The organism is Micromonospora fulviviridis, from assembly GCF_014648395.1.
Taxonomy (GTDB): domain Bacteria; phylum Actinomycetota; class Actinomycetes; order Mycobacteriales; family Micromonosporaceae; genus Micromonospora; species Micromonospora fulviviridis.
Genome location: NZ_BMRA01000010.1, coordinates 1 through 14,247, shown reverse-complemented (window position 1 = coordinate 14,247; position 14,247 = coordinate 1). Strand labels below are relative to the sequence as shown.

General features: G+C 69.4%; 14 protein-coding genes. 1 reads left to right on the top strand and 13 read right to left on the bottom strand.

Features of this window, described 5'->3' with window-relative positions; all coding sequences use genetic code 11:
* Position 1 precedes the first annotated feature (1 nt).
* From IEY96_RS24140 to IEY96_RS24080, 13 genes are all read right to left on the bottom strand, one after another.
* Positions 2–406, bottom strand: a complete 405-nt coding sequence (locus tag IEY96_RS24140) for a GPW/gp25 family protein (RefSeq protein ID WP_189197113.1) — start codon at positions 404–406, stop codon at positions 2–4.
* A complete protein-coding gene (locus IEY96_RS24135) occupies positions 403–2,124 on the bottom strand; it encodes a hypothetical protein (RefSeq protein WP_189197112.1) in 1,722 nt (573 codons plus the stop codon). The genes IEY96_RS24140 and IEY96_RS24135 overlap by 4 nt, the downstream gene beginning before the upstream one ends.
* The gene (locus tag IEY96_RS24130; RefSeq protein ID WP_268247164.1) at positions 2,121–2,765 is read right to left on the bottom strand and encodes a phage baseplate assembly protein V; all 645 of its coding nucleotides are present in this window, start codon (positions 2,763–2,765) and stop codon (positions 2,121–2,123) included. The genes IEY96_RS24135 and IEY96_RS24130 overlap by 4 nt, the downstream gene beginning before the upstream one ends.
* 17 nt (positions 2,766–2,782) lie before the next feature.
* Complete coding sequence (locus tag IEY96_RS24125; RefSeq protein WP_189197111.1) at positions 2,783–3,868, bottom strand: phage late control D family protein; 1,086 nt, start codon at positions 3,866–3,868, stop codon at positions 2,783–2,785.
* Complete coding sequence (locus IEY96_RS24120) at positions 3,861–4,037, bottom strand: hypothetical protein (RefSeq protein ID WP_189197110.1); 177 nt, start codon at positions 4,035–4,037, stop codon at positions 3,861–3,863. Before IEY96_RS24120 ends, IEY96_RS24125 begins: the two co-directional genes overlap by 8 nt.
* Entirely contained in the window at positions 4,037–5,302 is a 1,266-nt protein-coding gene (locus tag IEY96_RS24115) for a CIS tube protein (protein WP_189197109.1), read from the bottom strand. The genes IEY96_RS24120 and IEY96_RS24115 overlap by 1 nt, the downstream gene beginning before the upstream one ends.
* Positions 5,302–5,790 carry a phage tail protein gene (locus tag IEY96_RS24110; RefSeq protein ID WP_189197108.1) on the bottom strand — a complete coding sequence of 163 codons (489 nt, stop codon included), beginning with the start codon at positions 5,788–5,790 and terminating at the stop codon, positions 5,302–5,304. Before IEY96_RS24110 ends, IEY96_RS24115 begins: the two co-directional genes overlap by 1 nt.
* The gene (locus IEY96_RS24105; RefSeq protein ID WP_189197107.1) at positions 5,783–7,852 is read right to left on the bottom strand and encodes a phage tail sheath subtilisin-like domain-containing protein; all 2,070 of its coding nucleotides are present in this window, start codon (positions 7,850–7,852) and stop codon (positions 5,783–5,785) included. Before IEY96_RS24105 ends, IEY96_RS24110 begins: the two co-directional genes overlap by 8 nt.
* Positions 7,853–7,865: 13 nt before the next feature.
* Complete coding sequence (locus tag IEY96_RS24100; RefSeq protein ID WP_189197106.1) at positions 7,866–8,318, bottom strand: phage tail protein; 453 nt, start codon at positions 8,316–8,318, stop codon at positions 7,866–7,868.
* A gap of 16 nt (positions 8,319–8,334) precedes the next feature.
* Positions 8,335–10,167 carry a phage tail sheath family protein gene (locus IEY96_RS24095; protein ID WP_189197105.1) on the bottom strand — a complete coding sequence of 611 codons (1,833 nt, stop codon included), beginning with the start codon at positions 10,165–10,167 and terminating at the stop codon, positions 8,335–8,337.
* A gap of 10 nt (positions 10,168–10,177) precedes the next feature.
* Positions 10,178–11,056 carry a hypothetical protein gene (locus IEY96_RS24090; protein WP_189197104.1) on the bottom strand — a complete coding sequence of 293 codons (879 nt, stop codon included), beginning with the start codon at positions 11,054–11,056 and terminating at the stop codon, positions 10,178–10,180.
* Complete coding sequence (locus tag IEY96_RS24085; RefSeq protein ID WP_189197103.1) at positions 11,053–11,673, bottom strand: Pvc16 family protein; 621 nt, start codon at positions 11,671–11,673, stop codon at positions 11,053–11,055. Before IEY96_RS24085 ends, IEY96_RS24090 begins: the two co-directional genes overlap by 4 nt.
* 448 nt (positions 11,674–12,121) lie before the next feature.
* Positions 12,122–13,018 carry a helix-turn-helix domain-containing protein gene (locus IEY96_RS24080; protein WP_189197102.1) on the bottom strand — a complete coding sequence of 299 codons (897 nt, stop codon included), beginning with the start codon at positions 13,016–13,018 and terminating at the stop codon, positions 12,122–12,124.
* Between the two features lie 185 nt (positions 13,019–13,203).
* Here IEY96_RS24080 and IEY96_RS24075 point away from each other — a divergent pair, with 185 nt between their 5' ends.
* Positions 13,204–13,872: a hypothetical protein gene (locus tag IEY96_RS24075; protein WP_189197101.1), complete on the top strand. Its 669-nt coding sequence runs from the start codon at positions 13,204–13,206 to the stop codon at positions 13,870–13,872.
* Positions 13,873–14,247: the final 375 nt, after the last annotated feature.

Here is a 14,247-nt window from a genome sequence, read left to right as displayed (position 1 = left end):
CTCAGCCACCTCCAGTCGGGCCGGAGAGCCCGAGCGGTACCCGCAGACTGTCGGTGCTGCGGTCGCGGACGTGGGTGTAGCCGATCGACACGAGCACGACGGCCGGGTCGTCGGTAGGTGCAACGTCGACGTCGGTGACCACGATTCGGGGCTCGAAGGCCCGCAGCGCCGCATCGACATCCCGGGCGATGGCGGCCCGGGTGGCGGGCGTGTTGGGTTCCATCAAGTACTGGCGCAGGCCGCAGCCGAAGTCGGGGCGCATGACGCGTTCGCCGGGGTCGGTGTCGAGGATGAGCAGGATCGACTGGCGGATCAGTGCGGGGCCGCTCTGCCAGTCCAGCGTGCCGTCGCCGGCCGGTTCGGGCGGGAAGCGCCAGCCGGTGCCCAGCGGGTCGGAGACGATCACGGCCGCACCACCTTCGAACGGCTTATCCGGGGGGCGAACACGCGACCGGGCACGGCCGCCTTCGGACGCTGGGCAAGCGCGCTGCGGGCGAGGACTGCGTACATGCGGTCGTCAAGCTTTCCGTTCTTGTGCGCCTGCTTCACCGCGCCGGCCAGGGTTGTTCCCGCTGGCGTTCCGGTCGCCTGGTAGCTGGTGCCTCCGAGCAGCTTGGTCAGTGCCTCATCGACCTTCGCGTCCCTTGCGATGGTGGCGGCCACCGCGCCGTCGATCTCCAGGCCGCCGCCGAGTGCCTCGAACTTTCCGGCCAGGTCTGCGTCGATTTTCACGTCGGGTGGAATGCAGAAGCGCAGTAGCAGCAGGGACCACAGCTGGAAGACGAACACGAGGATCGGCAGGAACAGCCGGAACACGAAGAACGCCACGATCGTCAGCAGGGGGATGGCGAAGGAGCAGATCTGGATGGCGGTATTCTTCTTTGCTTCGGTTGCCTCCAGGTTCTTGGCGGTGAAGGCTAGCTCGGAGTTGACCGGTGACCGGAACCGTACGCCGCCGGTCCCTCCTGGGCCGAGCCGGATCGCGTCGGCGTGCAGTTGCCGCAGGTCGGGCATTTGCACAGTGACCGGTCGGTTGGCGGTGCCCTCCAGGTCGAAGTGGGCGGCGAGCTGGTATGCCGGGGTCGGTTGGGACCAGGTGACCGGACAGTGGCAGTGGGCGCCGTCGCGTGGGCATTGCGACCGGTGCCGGCGCACGAAGCAGCGGATTTCGTACACGGCATCTTCATCGAACCGGGCGGCGCCACGGGCATCCACATCCGAGGACCCGGTCGGGACGACTCCGAAGTAGATGGTCTCGCCGGTGGCCTCGTGGCCTGGCCTGGTGGGGTCGGCGACCAGCGGGGTAAGCGGGTACGTCGCCTCGGTGATCTGCTCGGGCACCTCCTCGACCGACGCCCACTCCCCGATGCCGGCCAGGGGTGTCACCTCCGGCGACCCGGTGCACGAGGGGCGGGGCACGAGCTTGCCGTCGCCGTCGACGCCGGTGGGGATCCAGCCCTGCAGCTGGCGGACCGCACCGGCGCTACGGGCCCAGGTTTGCACGACGGTGCGGGCCTCGAGTTCGGCCCGGTCTGCAAGCCGCAGGCGGGCCTCCAGCGTGGCGGCTCGCAGGCCGCCGGTCTTCTCGCCGGCCCGCAGCGCTGCCATCTGCTGCTCGATTACCTCGCGGCGGCGTCGGAGCGTGCTGTGGCGGCGCAGCGCGCGCTGTAGCTGCGGATCCGGCTGCCGTGGCAGGTCGGTGGTGCGGCGGCGGACCACGAACCCGGCCTCGCACACATCCGCTCGGCAGGCGGTCGGGAAGCCTGCGACGTCGCAGTGCAACGAGCACACGACGAGGTAATGGCGGTGGTGCGAGCCGAGGTACAGCTTGCGGCGGCCTGTGCCGCGCCGGGTCGGAATGCGGCCGTACCCGTTGCTGGACAGCGTGAAGACCTCGTCGGTGTCGGGCCGGAACTCCAATCGTCGTTGCGGGTCGGCCAGGAACATGTTGACCAGATCCGGTGAGTCGTACTTTTGCAGCACGGGTGCGGAGGTGCGGACCGCGCGCCGGTCCGCGGGGCGGCCGGGGCCGGTGGGGTCGGTCGGGTCCCGCAGCGGCCAGTGCCACCACGGCGCCACCAGGTGCCAGTCGTGGCCCACGTGGGTCTGCACCGTGGCGGTCACCAGACGTTCCCCGCGCCGGGGGTGTAGCTGGGTGACACCACGCCCACGCTGGCGATCATGTTGGTGCAGGTCACGATGCCGTCAAAGGCCGCGGTGGGCGCGTGAACGTTGAGCGCGGCTGCCGTCACCTCCACGGTCGCGTTCGCCCGCACCTGGATCTGACCGGCGGCGGTGAACGTGACCGTGGAGCCGTCCTGGTGGGTGATCGACAGTTGCCGGCTCGCCTCGTCGAGCACCACCTGGTGGCCGTTTTCGGTCTGCAGTGTGACCTTTGACCCGGCGGCGTTGTCGTCGAACTCTAGAAGGCTGCCCGACCGGGTTTTGATGACCCGTCGGTCGTTGGGGCGGGTCGGGGTGACCGGCATGGTTTCGCGGCCGTTCCAGCAGGAGCCCACTACGTAGGGCCGGCGCAGGGCTCCCGCCTCGAACCCGACGACGACCTGTGTGCCGACCTCCGGTAGCGCCAGGAATCCCTGGTTGTCGTCGGCGTACGGGGTCAGCAGCGTGGCCCAGGCCCGTACGTCGGCGTCGGCGTCGCCGAGCCACGGGTACCGCACCTGAATACGGCCGAGGCGGTCCGGGTCCACGATGTCGGTGACGATCGCCGGGTACAGGCCAAAGTAGGAGTTGTTGCTTTGCACGGCGGATCCTCCGTCTCTTATCCCTGGTTGACGGTGGGTCGTTCGGCCTCGAACCTGGTCCGCAGCCCTTTGGCCAGGTCGTAGCTGTGGTGTACGCGCGTCACGTAGTAGCCCGGACCGTCGAAGGGGCGGCCGCACCGGGTGAGGGTGAGCTTGCTGCCGACGACGAGTTGCGGTGTGCCGGTGGTTACCCCGTGCACCCGCACGAACCGGCGGGACCGGCGCAGCATCTCCGCCCGAGCCAACGCCCGCGCCTCGGACTCGACGAGCGGAACGTCGCGGACGCTGCGCCCCGGCAGCACTCCGAACGCCCGCTGCAGGGTCTGCGGGCCGGTGCGACCACCTGACACCTCGGCGTCAACGGTGGTTGCCGGGGCCTGGGTCTCGATGGGAGCCCGCGTCGCGGCGTTGTAGCCGGACACGTGCACAGCGCTGCACTGTTCGGCCAGGTCCGCCCGGACGGTCACGCTGATCAGGTCGCTGCCCCGCACCAGAGTCACTACAGTGCCGGGCCGCCGGTCGCGGGTGGCCAGGTGTAACGCGCCGTCCATGGCCCATACTTCGGCCTGGATACGTCGGGCCCGTTCCCTCAGGAACGCCAGGTCGCTCTGGTTGACCTGCTGCACCACGTCGTATGTGGGTCCGTCCGCGGCCACGTGGGGCGTGAGCCCGTGCCGGGCGGCGATGGTACGGGCCACGTCAGCATCCGAGACCCTCACGTAGGTTGCCGAACGCTGGGTCATCCGCAGCCGCATCAACTCGTCCTCGGCCAGCATGCTGACGTGCGGCACGTCACCCTCGGCGAAGTGGACCTCCAGCGCCGACACGGTGCCGGTGAACACCACCTTCTCGTTGCCGGGGGGGCCGAGCGACACGGACAGCCGCTTGCCGAAGTCGAGTGGCTGGCCGTCGAGGTATTCCACAACGTCGGTGGTTGGCCGCTCGCGTGGCGCGCTGGCGAGGACGTGGGCGCGCAGCGTGCGCAGGCCCTCGACGTCCTCCTCGACATCGAGGCGGACCAGGTCGCGGCCGAGGTCTGGTTCGCGGGCGCCGTTGACGGCGAACACGGGAGCTGTCGCCGCGTACGCGGGTGCCTCAACCATCGAAGCCCTCCCCCGCGACCCGCGCCCGGCGGCGCTCCTCCTCCTCCGCCTGGCGGCGGTATTGTTCGTGCCGCTCCCACACCGACGGCTGGTCGCCGCCTGCCGGCGGCTCTCCGGCCATTCCCTGGACCTCCACCTGCGAGGTGATCTCGCCGACGTGGACAGCCATCACCCACCTCCACAGCTGCGCCCGCATGCGCACCTGCATCCGCACACTGGCGCGGCCGCAGCCGCCGCCGGGACGGCTGCCAGTGCACGCCAGCCCGGCACCGTCGGGTCGTCGGTCTGCGGAGGTAGCGTGCCGCCCGAGGCGACCGTGCGTCCGCGCACGTGCACCAGCCCCGTCGAGGCGGGGCCGGCGGCGGCCAGCCGCGGCCGCAGCGGCACCCCGAACCCGAACGTAACGGCCCGGCGGTCGGCGACGGGCACGCCAGCCGGCAGCGGGGCGCGGTCGCCGGCGCGCACGGTCACGGCGGCGCCGGCTGCGGGGGCGTCGGCGGCAAAGGCGTTCCGGTTGCGCTCGGCCGCCGCCCCAGCATTGTGGGCCGCTGCCCGGTCGAGGGCGCGGGTGAGTCCGCCCGCCGCGGTCAGCGCGGGACCCCCCGCCGGGGCGCGGGCGGGCACCGCGCCCCCGCCGTCGCCCGGGCGGTCGTTCGCGCCCCGTCCGGACCGCCCTCTGAGGGCGATCTCCACGCCCAGCCCGGCGTCCAGCGACAGAGACGCGGAGAAGTCGATGCGCTGGCCGGCCTCTAGCCGTACCGGGTCGGTGATGCCCTGCAGCCCTTTCCAGGCGCGTGGGTCCAGGCCCATCCGGTTGGCGAAATCGGGTGCGCTCTCCCCCGCTAGTGCGGTACCGGTGCGGTCCGGCGGCGGGGGCGTTGGCGGAACCTGGGCACCGGCCCCACCGGCACCCGGTGGCACCGGCGGCGTCGCGCCCGCCCCGGTGTTCGTCCCGGCTCCGGCGAGATTCGCATCGAACTCAGGGTTCTGCACCTTGATGGTGACCGCGCACTTGGCCCGCAGCGGCGTACCGCTGGCGGCGAAAAAGTCGAAGTCGGTGTTGAGCGCTGTCATCACGCCGACCACCGAGAACGTGCCGTAGGTGAATCGCAGCCGCGGCGGCACCGACTTCGCCTGGGCCATCTGCGGCAGCACGAACCGTTCCAGCTGGCGGGTGCGGGTGCGCACGTCGACCGGCGCCTCCGTGGTGCCCTCGTCGGCGGTGTCGTAGACCAGGTCGAAGGTCAGCGTCGATGTCGACCCCTGGTACTGGGTCTTCTGCCGCCCGGCGTCCTTGCCGAAGTCGGCGGTGCTGGTCATCTGCACCCGTAGGGTCGCCGGGTTGATTTGCACCTCGATGGGGTTTCCCACGTTCTTGGGCGGGTTGGTTGGCTGTGGCGACACTTCCTGCAGAGACGCCTTCTTGAACTCCATCAACTCGCCTCCAAGCGCAGGCCCTCATGGGCGATCTGCAGCTCTTCGATAGCCACCTCGCCGGTGCGCGCGTTGAGCTGTGGTCCGACCACCTTCGCCGGCAGTCCGCGGGTGAAAGTCCAGACGGCGACGGGCTGTTCGTCCTCGTCGAGGACGGCGATGGTGCCGTCGTAGCGCCGCAGCGGGCGCACCCCATCGACCACGTCCTGGAACCACCGCCACAGGTCGCCGTCGACCCGGCCGGCGGCCGGATGGAGCATGCCGCGCCGCAGGACGATTCGGGTCACCTTGGCGCGCCCGGCTCGCTGGATGACGCCGTTGTTCCGGCCACCTTCGACGTACTCGGCGACGTCCATCTCCAGGTCCAGGCCGGAGCACTCCTGGAATGCGCCATCCCCCAGGGTCCCTCCGCCGGGCGGCGCACCGGGTTTCGGCGACGGCGACAGGGTCACGCGGAACCGGAACGCGCGGGCGAATAGGTCAGCCATGGCGGATCACCCCCGGCCCGACTGACAGGCTGGTCTCCGTGGCGCCCTCGGCATTGATCGCGACCCGCACCACGATGAACTCTGCGGGTTCGGACGGCGCGACTCCCACCTCGACCACCACCCGGCCCACACCGGGACCGGAAGCGACGTGCACGAACCAGGATGTCTCCGGTGTGGCACCGGCGAAGGCACCTTCGGCGGACAGGTCCGCGAGAAGCTGGTCGAGCTGGCGCTGCAGCCCGGCCCGCAGCTGGGTGCCGTCGGGTTCGAAGACGGTCCACTGCAGCTGCCGTCGCACCACCCGTTCGATGAGCAGCAGCAGTCGCCGGGCGGTGAGTTGCCGCCACGCCCGGTCTGTGGCCAGGGTCCGGCAGCCGGTCAGCCGCACCCCGTCCGGCTCGGGCAAGAACACATTGACGCCGAGACCATGCAGTTCGGTGTGCCGCTCGCCATCGACCCGTTCGGCCACGTCGACCACGCCGAACGCGGGCTCGTTGGCCGGACCGCGGCTGACGCCCTGACGCAGCTCACACCGGGCGATGATGCCGGCTGCCACCGCCGACGGCGGCAGGAGTAGCAATGGACCGGTTGGGTCGCGCCGAACAGGACGTCCGGCAACGCGTTGCGCACCGGCGGGCGCAGGCTCATCGGCGGGGGCGCGTAGCCACGGGTGGTAGGCCGCCGCGTGGGAGGAGTCGAACGAGCTCCGCCAGGCCAGTACCTGCCGTGCCAGCAGTCCCGGCGGCACGTCGAGCAGGGCGACCAGGTTCAGCCGCTCGGCGACGGCGACCAGCCGCTGCTGAAGCGCCACAATACGCTCGAGCACCTTGGGCGCGGTGGGGTCCAGCCGCAGGCTGGCCAGCCCGGGCCCGTGTGCACTGCCGGTCGCGCGTGAAGGGGTCGCCGGGCGGCACGGGCGGAACTGCGGGTCAGGCGCAGGCGTCGGGGCGGGCGGGGCGGGCGGCAGCCGCTCGGCGCGGTAAAGGTCAGGGACCACCACGGTCGCGGCCCCGGGCGCGCCGAGCAGGCAGTCCAGTCCCTCCACGCCGGTGTCATCGCCATCGGTCAGACGACCGAAGAAGTCCTCGGGCGTGATCAGGTGCCACCGGTCGGCTCCGCCGTAGCCACGAGCGATCACCTCGGTGGCCGCCGGGTCGACCAGTTCCACCTGCCCGCCGTCGTCGCCAAGCACGTCGACCAGGCGAGACTCCTGCCGCACTACATCGGGCAGGAACCGCGGGTGTGCGGGGTGCAGACCCAGCCCGGGGAAGTGCTCCTGGCGCAGCCGTGCCGGGTCCTCGTCAGTCACCAGGAGTTCGGCGGTGACCAGTTCGACCACGGCCGGTCCGGCCATCACAACCGGCCGGTCGAGCACGGCAACGAGATCGTGGCGCGGATCACCACGTCGGCCGACCCGGCGCAGGGCGGAGACGAACGCGACGGCGACGCGCCCAGCCGAGCGAATCCGCAGCAGCGCGCCGGCCGGCAGCGACCCGCCGGGGTCCAGGCGCAGCGTCGACTCGGTCAGCGGCTGGGCGTGCACCGGCCGGGACGGGAATGTCAACCGGACGACCAGCCGGTTGCCCCAGGAGCCCTCGTTGCGGGCCCGGAGGGCCAGCGGAGCGCCGCCGGTGATGCACACCGGTGAGGTGAGCTGCAGACGCGCGCATCCAGGGGGTGGTCGGCCGACGTCCGGCCGATCTGGTCCCCGATGGACGATCCGTACGATGTGGGCGCGCCGGCCGCCCTGGGCGAAAAAGGTGGCAACGGCGTGCGGGAGCAGGCCCTCGCCCTCGAAGCCACCGAAGCGCTCCAAGTATCCGTCCCAGCTGTCGACGGCGACTGCCACGGACCGTGCGTACGCGACGCCGGCCTCGACCAGGGTCGGATCGTCGACCGGCTCCCAGGCAGGGCCGCGCGGGGCGACACCGACGAATGCGACCTCGTCCATCGGCTCGACGACCAGCCGCGGCGCCCGCGCGGCCGACGCGAAGTACACGCCGGGCGCGCCCAGCGCGAACGGCGGCGCGCCTCCCGCCACGCCCGCGATGTCCACCGTCACCGGTCCGCCCCCGTCACTCGTACTCGATGCCCTCGTGCACCAGGTGCAGTTCCTCCAGCGCTACCTCGCCGCCGCCCTTGGCGGCGAGCGTCGGGCCGACCCACTTCTTCGGCTGGGCGTTGCGCAGGACGATGTTGAGCACCTCGTTGCGGGACTCGTCGAGCATCACGATGGTGACGGTGCGTGGCTGGTACCGGCCGTCGCGCACCGCCTTGATCCACTCGAAGATGTCGGTGGAGCCGACCAGGCCCCGCTTCAGCGTGACCTCGTCGAGCTTGAAGGTGTTCGCAACCTTGCGCATCGTGTTGAACTTGTCGACGCCGGTGCGGTATTCGGAGAAGTTGATCTCGTTGCCCAGGCCGGACACGTCGGAGAACCCGGCCTCGATGGGGCCCCCGCCGTCCACGTCGCCGAACTCCACCCGAAAGTTGAATGCCCCGTACGGGTTGTCACGCTTGGCTGCCACGGTCCGTCTCCTCTTGTCAGCCGCGGGCGTCCGCGGTGAACTGTCCGATCCGGAAGACCACGAACTCCGCCGGCTTCACCGGCGCCACCCCGATCAGACAGATGAGCCGGCCATTGTCGAGATCGTTCTGCGTCATGGTGGTGCGGTCGCAACGTACGAAGTACGCCTGGTCGGGAGTTGTGCCGAGCAGCGCTCCGTTTCGCCACTGGACCTCGAGGAAGTCCTTGACGGTGCGGGCGATGTTGCGCCACAGCGGCTCCCCGTTCGGTTCGAACACCGCCCACTGGGTCGCCTTGTCGATGGAGTGCTCCAGGTAGATGAACAGCCGCCGCACGTTGACGTACAGCCACTCAGGGTCCGAACTGAGCGTGCGAGCGCCCCACACGCGGTGACCACGACCGGGAAAGAGGCGCAGCGCATTGATGTGCTCAGGGTTCAGGACCTCGTTGCGGCCCTGGTTGATGTTCATCTCGAACCGCGTCAACCCGAACACGACCTCGTTCGCCGGCGCCTTGAAAACGCCACGCGCGACGTCGGTGCGCGCGTAGATCCCGGTGACGAAGCCTGACGGCGGCAGGCACAGCTTCTGCACCGGCACCCCGGGCACGGTCGGGCTGTTCGGGTCAAGCACCTCCACCCAGGGGTGGTAGAGCGCGGCGTACTTGGAGTCGAAGTTGCCGCGGAACGCGCGGATCTCGTTCATCGACGCGCCAAACGGCCCGTCCACCACCGCGATGCGGTACTTGCAGGCCTCTGCGTGGTCTATCAGATATTGAGTGGCAACCTGCCGCTGCTCCGGCGTGTCCAACGCACCGGCATCGGGCAGCGCGACAATGGCGATGTCGTCCACCTCCGCCAACGCTTCCAGGCCAGTGGCCTTACGCTCGGCCACATCAGGGTCGGCCGGCTTGCCCTGAAGGTCGTCCGGCCCCGGCGGCACCCCGTCCTTGCCACCCTCGAGCCGGAACGTCCTGCACGGCTTGCCGTCGCCCACCAGCCCCTTGAGCAGCCAGATCGGGTTCGTGCTGGTCGAGGTGAAGTCGTAGTCGAACCAGACGACGCAGTCCTCGTCCTCCGGGTCGTCCAGCGCGAGGATCTTTCCGATGGCGCGGGGTCCCGACGGGTCGAGGTCAAGCCGGGGGTAGTGGTCCTGCCGGTCGTCGTCGACCGCCACCGTCACCGACACTTGCACCGGAAGCAGCCATGCGGAGACCGCCGGCGGCGCCGGGTTGCCCTGGGCGTCGAGGAATGTCTGTGTCTTGTCCGGGTTCTTCCGAACGATACGCAGCCGGGTGAAATCGATTGGGGTGAGCGGCCCGGGCAGCTGGTCAGACTGTGGCACGACCTCGAGCACAGATCCGTCACCGACAAGGTTGGCGCACGCGGCACTGCCCGTGTGGAGGCCTACGTCGCCGCTGCGTACCGCCTGCACGGTAACCGCGACGTTGCCCGCGTAGCCCGGCCAGCGGGCCCGTAACCGCGCGACCGACGGTGTCGGCGACGGCACCGACACGTCGATGGACGCCAGACCGGCGTCTCCTGAGACGGGCCTGTAGACGCGGGAGATGTACAGGCGCCGTCCGCCGTTGAGGAAGAACGCGCGGGCCGCGTGGGCGACGTACGGCAGCCGGCTGGTATCGAGCGGCTGCAGCTTGCCGTAGACCCGTTCGAACTCGACGTAGCTGGTGACGAGCCTGGGTTCGGTCGCGCGCGGACCGCCGGGGTACTGGACCGGTCCGTACCGGGTGACCCCGGCGAAGCCTGTCGTCGAGGTGGGCACGCCCTCGATCGACTTCGACCGGAAGCTAGTCTCTTCGACGAACACGCCCGGAGCAAGGTACTCAGGCATGGTCTTCCTCTCAGGTAAGGACGAACGGCGGTGGCCGAGTAACACCGCCGCGCCAGCACCGCACCGTCTGCACGGCGATCTTTGTGTAACCGGCGGGGACGGCGGCGCCGGTGCTCACCCCGTCGGCCGGGTCCAGGTTTCCCACCGGTTCAATCGGCAGGTGCCACAGCGGGTCCTCCCGGCTGCCGGCCGGCGAGTCGACGGGCGTGCCCGACGGCGGCAAGGGCCGTGCGCGCACCACGACCTCGACATCGACCGTCCGGGCTGGCCGCTTGGCCAGTTGCAACGGCAGAGCGCCGATGACGAGCACGAACTCACCGCGGTCGTCGCCATGTCCGCGCCACCGCACCGGCCCGTGGCCGGCGGTCGGCCGTGCCTCCACCCTCACCCACGGCGCCGGTGGGCCGCCGGCTCCCCAGGTGACCCGGCCGCGCAGCACTGTAGCGCTGGGCAGGGCACCGTGGTCCGCTCCGGGAAATAGCACCGGGCGGCAGGCCCGGGCCGCCAACGGCCGCGTCGGGTCGATGTCGTGGCCTCGCTCAAAAGCCCGCACTGTAGCGAGGTGTGGTACCGGCACCGACAGGCGCCGGGGCACATATCGCCGGCGTGAGTCGACAATGCGCAGCACCAGGCGGGGCCGATCAGTGGACGGGCCCCCGAAGGCGATGGCGAACCGACCGGACGGGTTGGGGCGGATCCTCGGTAGCCCGATTGCGTCGTCGGCTGCCGCGATCGCCGACAACCGAACGGGATGCGGCCGCGGCACATCTTCCAGGTGCAAGTCGAGCCCGTCAAAGACGTCTCGCCCGCTCAACGCGTCGCGCGGTGCGATGCCGAGCCGAAGCCGCCTGACATGCTCGTCCCACACCGGTGAAAGGATCTCGTTCACCGCGTCGCCCCGACCGTGCGGGCCCCGGCATCGGCAAGGTCGGGGCGCAGGCCCTGAACGTGGGTCAGCACGTCAGACAGAGGCACCCCATCGCGGGTAGATACCACCACGACCCTGGCGACATACGGGATACTGAGCCGGAAGTCGCAGGTCAGGCTATCGAACGTGCGCATGAGGTCATCGGTCGAGATGTCCTCGAGATAGAGCTGTACCGCCTCGTTCGCAGTCCAGTCACCGTCCGGGTGCAGCAAGGGGCCACTCAGCGCTCCCAGCTCCTCCAGGAGCTGAATTGCCCGCCCGATGATCTGGTGCTCGTGTTCGGCGTTGTCGGCCCACGCCGTCAACAGGAAGTGCAGATCGACCGGTAGGTGCGCCCGCCCGTCCACCGCACCTACGGACGACCAACTAGCCCTCATCGTCTTGTTGAAATCCACCCGGTACAGGAGCACCGACAACGCCGGACGCACCAACGTCGGCGAAGCGGTGTCGAAGTCCTCGGTCCGCACCAGCCGAACCTGGGTGGCATGGGTCCTTACCGGCTCCTCAGCGGCGAAGCCAGCAGCGAGCGCAAACTCGATGCTCTTGCCGACCGCCGCAATGCTCCGGAAACCCGCCACGGGAAGAGACTGTATCTACGCCGTCTCGGCAATGTCGTCGCTTTCGCCGGTTTTGTCGCTTCCTCCTGTCGGCATCACTGGTGCCACCCGTCTACGGATGCCCAGGCGCGAGGGACAGCTTGAGGAGCATCGATCTCAGCAGGGCGAACACTTCGGGGCCGCCGAAGAGGTCACCGAGCAGGAAGCTGGTCGGGGCAGTGCTGAGATTGATCTTCCACTCCTGCTGCTTGTCACACTGACCGCCCACAGAGCCGTTGCACCGCCTGTCAAAATCCGCCGCGACGGTCCCGACGGGCACTGGTCACTAGCCAACCGCGGGGCTGAAGCCCTTCGCCCTCACAAGCACCTCCGCCTCAGCCAGAAGCTGGTCGATGTCCGCGTCGCTCCACGGTAGGACATCGCCAGAGGGTCAGTCTTCACCCGTCGCCGACACCCGACCGTCTGGACGTCATTGAAGGCTGTTTGTGGGTGTCTCCGGGCAGGCGGCAAGGCCGAGGCCTCCGCGATATGCGGCGGCGACGTAGACCTCAGACAGATAGCCCGCGGAACTGCCGGACGCCATCGTCCCTTTGTACCAAAGCGTCGAAGCTGCTCGATGTGGATTGGTGACATCCGGTGCGTTGAGGTTGTAGTTCACGACCTTCGGCCCGTGGGTGTAGCAAGTGGCGTGCACGAGCGCACCAGACCACATCTCGGTGCCTGGGATCTTGCAGCCGCGGCTCGCGCATCGGGTTCTTGGCACCGTCGACAGGTCTGACGGCGTCGTGTCCTCGATCATCGAGTCCGGTCCGACGGCGATCATGTTGCTGACGACGACGACCCTCATCGGGGGCGGCTGCTGGTCCGCCGTGGAGGGCGCTGCGGGCTGCGGAGCGGGCGCGAAGGCGATGGCTAGGACGGCCGCGATGCAGGCCGCGCTCACGATGCCGACGGCGAGGCGCATCCGCCGCGCCCGCAGGCGTCTGTTCGTCCCGGCGTCCGGGGTCGCGTCGGCCACCGAGGGGTCCGGCCCATCGTCGCGATGATCCGGAGCGAGCGGTTTGGCTGAAGGTGAGCCGCTGAGTCGAGCGACCTCCTCGCGCATCTCTTCCCACCGCGAATGCCATCGCGCGATGTCGTCCTCGCCGGTGAGGTCCACGGCTTGCAGGTACGACCGGACGGCTGGCCAGGTGGGCGGGCGGGTGCCGCCTGCGGCTTCTGACAATACGGTCTTCGAGATATGGACCTTCTTCGCCATTGCGGCATAGGTCGGCGCTCCGGCCGCATCGCGCAACTTGCGCAGCTCGGCGGCGAACGCGGCGACCGGACCTCGGGAAGGATCTATCGGGCGCTGTTGACGACCCATCGGTCTCCAATCCTCGCGCAGCGGCAGGCATCGTTGTCCGGCAATTGATTGTCCGGGTCCAGGACTGCTGCCGTACATCGTTCCCGGGAGTTAGGAACGCTGTTGGCGGACAGACCGCTGAGATGGACCGGCCCGGAAGGGGAACCGAAATGTGGATCAAGCCACGTATGAGGACGCTCGGGAGTGTGTTGCTCGTCGCGGCCTTCGCGCTCGTGGCCGTGCTGGTCTCCGGCAGTGCGCAGGCAGGTGAAAAGCGCACCGGGCAACCGGCGGCGGAGGCTGCGGCAAGTTCCAGTTGGTGGAGGGCGGTTGGTTCCGGGGATCTCCGGGCGAATCCGAATATGAACCGGGGGAGCAGCGGGACGTTCAGCCAGAATGACGAGATGTGGCTGCAGTGCTACTTCTTCGGCGGCCCGGCCGGACAGTACGGGAACAAGCTTTGGTACTGGGCGTACAACTACACCCGGGCGACGCAAGGATTCATCAACGACACAAACCTGAACACGCCGGGCACCGCCGCGAACCCACAGCCGCAGGCAGAACCGTGCCTGCCCGCCGGCTACGGCAGCGACTACCCCGGCTCCGTGTCGTTCAAGGTCATCAACGCGCCGAATCTGGTCGTCTGGGGCAACTCGCCCTCGACCATGTGGCCCGCAGGCCACGGGTTCGCGAACAACGAGACGATGCGGCTGCACTGCTACTTCTTCGGCGGCCCAGCCGGGCAGTACGGCAACGTGTTGTGGTACCTGGCCTACAACGTCAACCGCAACACGTACGGATGGATCAACGACACCAACCTGAACACCCCCGGCACCGCCGCGAACCCCCAGGTCCAGACGTCGCGATGCTGGTGACGGCTGAGGTGCTGCTCGCTTGAACCGCCGGTCGTGGAGTACGAAGCTCCACGACCGGCTCTCGGTCGCGTCACTGGCGGGCATCGCCGACTCCACCACAGCGGCTGCGCCGTCCTCTGGCTCGCACCCGACAGCGCAGGCGGCCCGTCCAGGGTCTACGACCACACCACCGTCACCGTCGACGACCCCACCACCTGAATCAACCTGATCGGCCAAGAAGCCACAGACGCCCTGACCAGGGCCTTAACCCGCGCCCAATCGCAGGGCCTCGTCGACGGCACAGCGGGGACCAATCAGTTATGAGACACCTTTTAGCTTGAGCTTTAACCTGCTGGGCGGCGGTATCGACCCCGGCTGATCATGGGGACAGCCCTT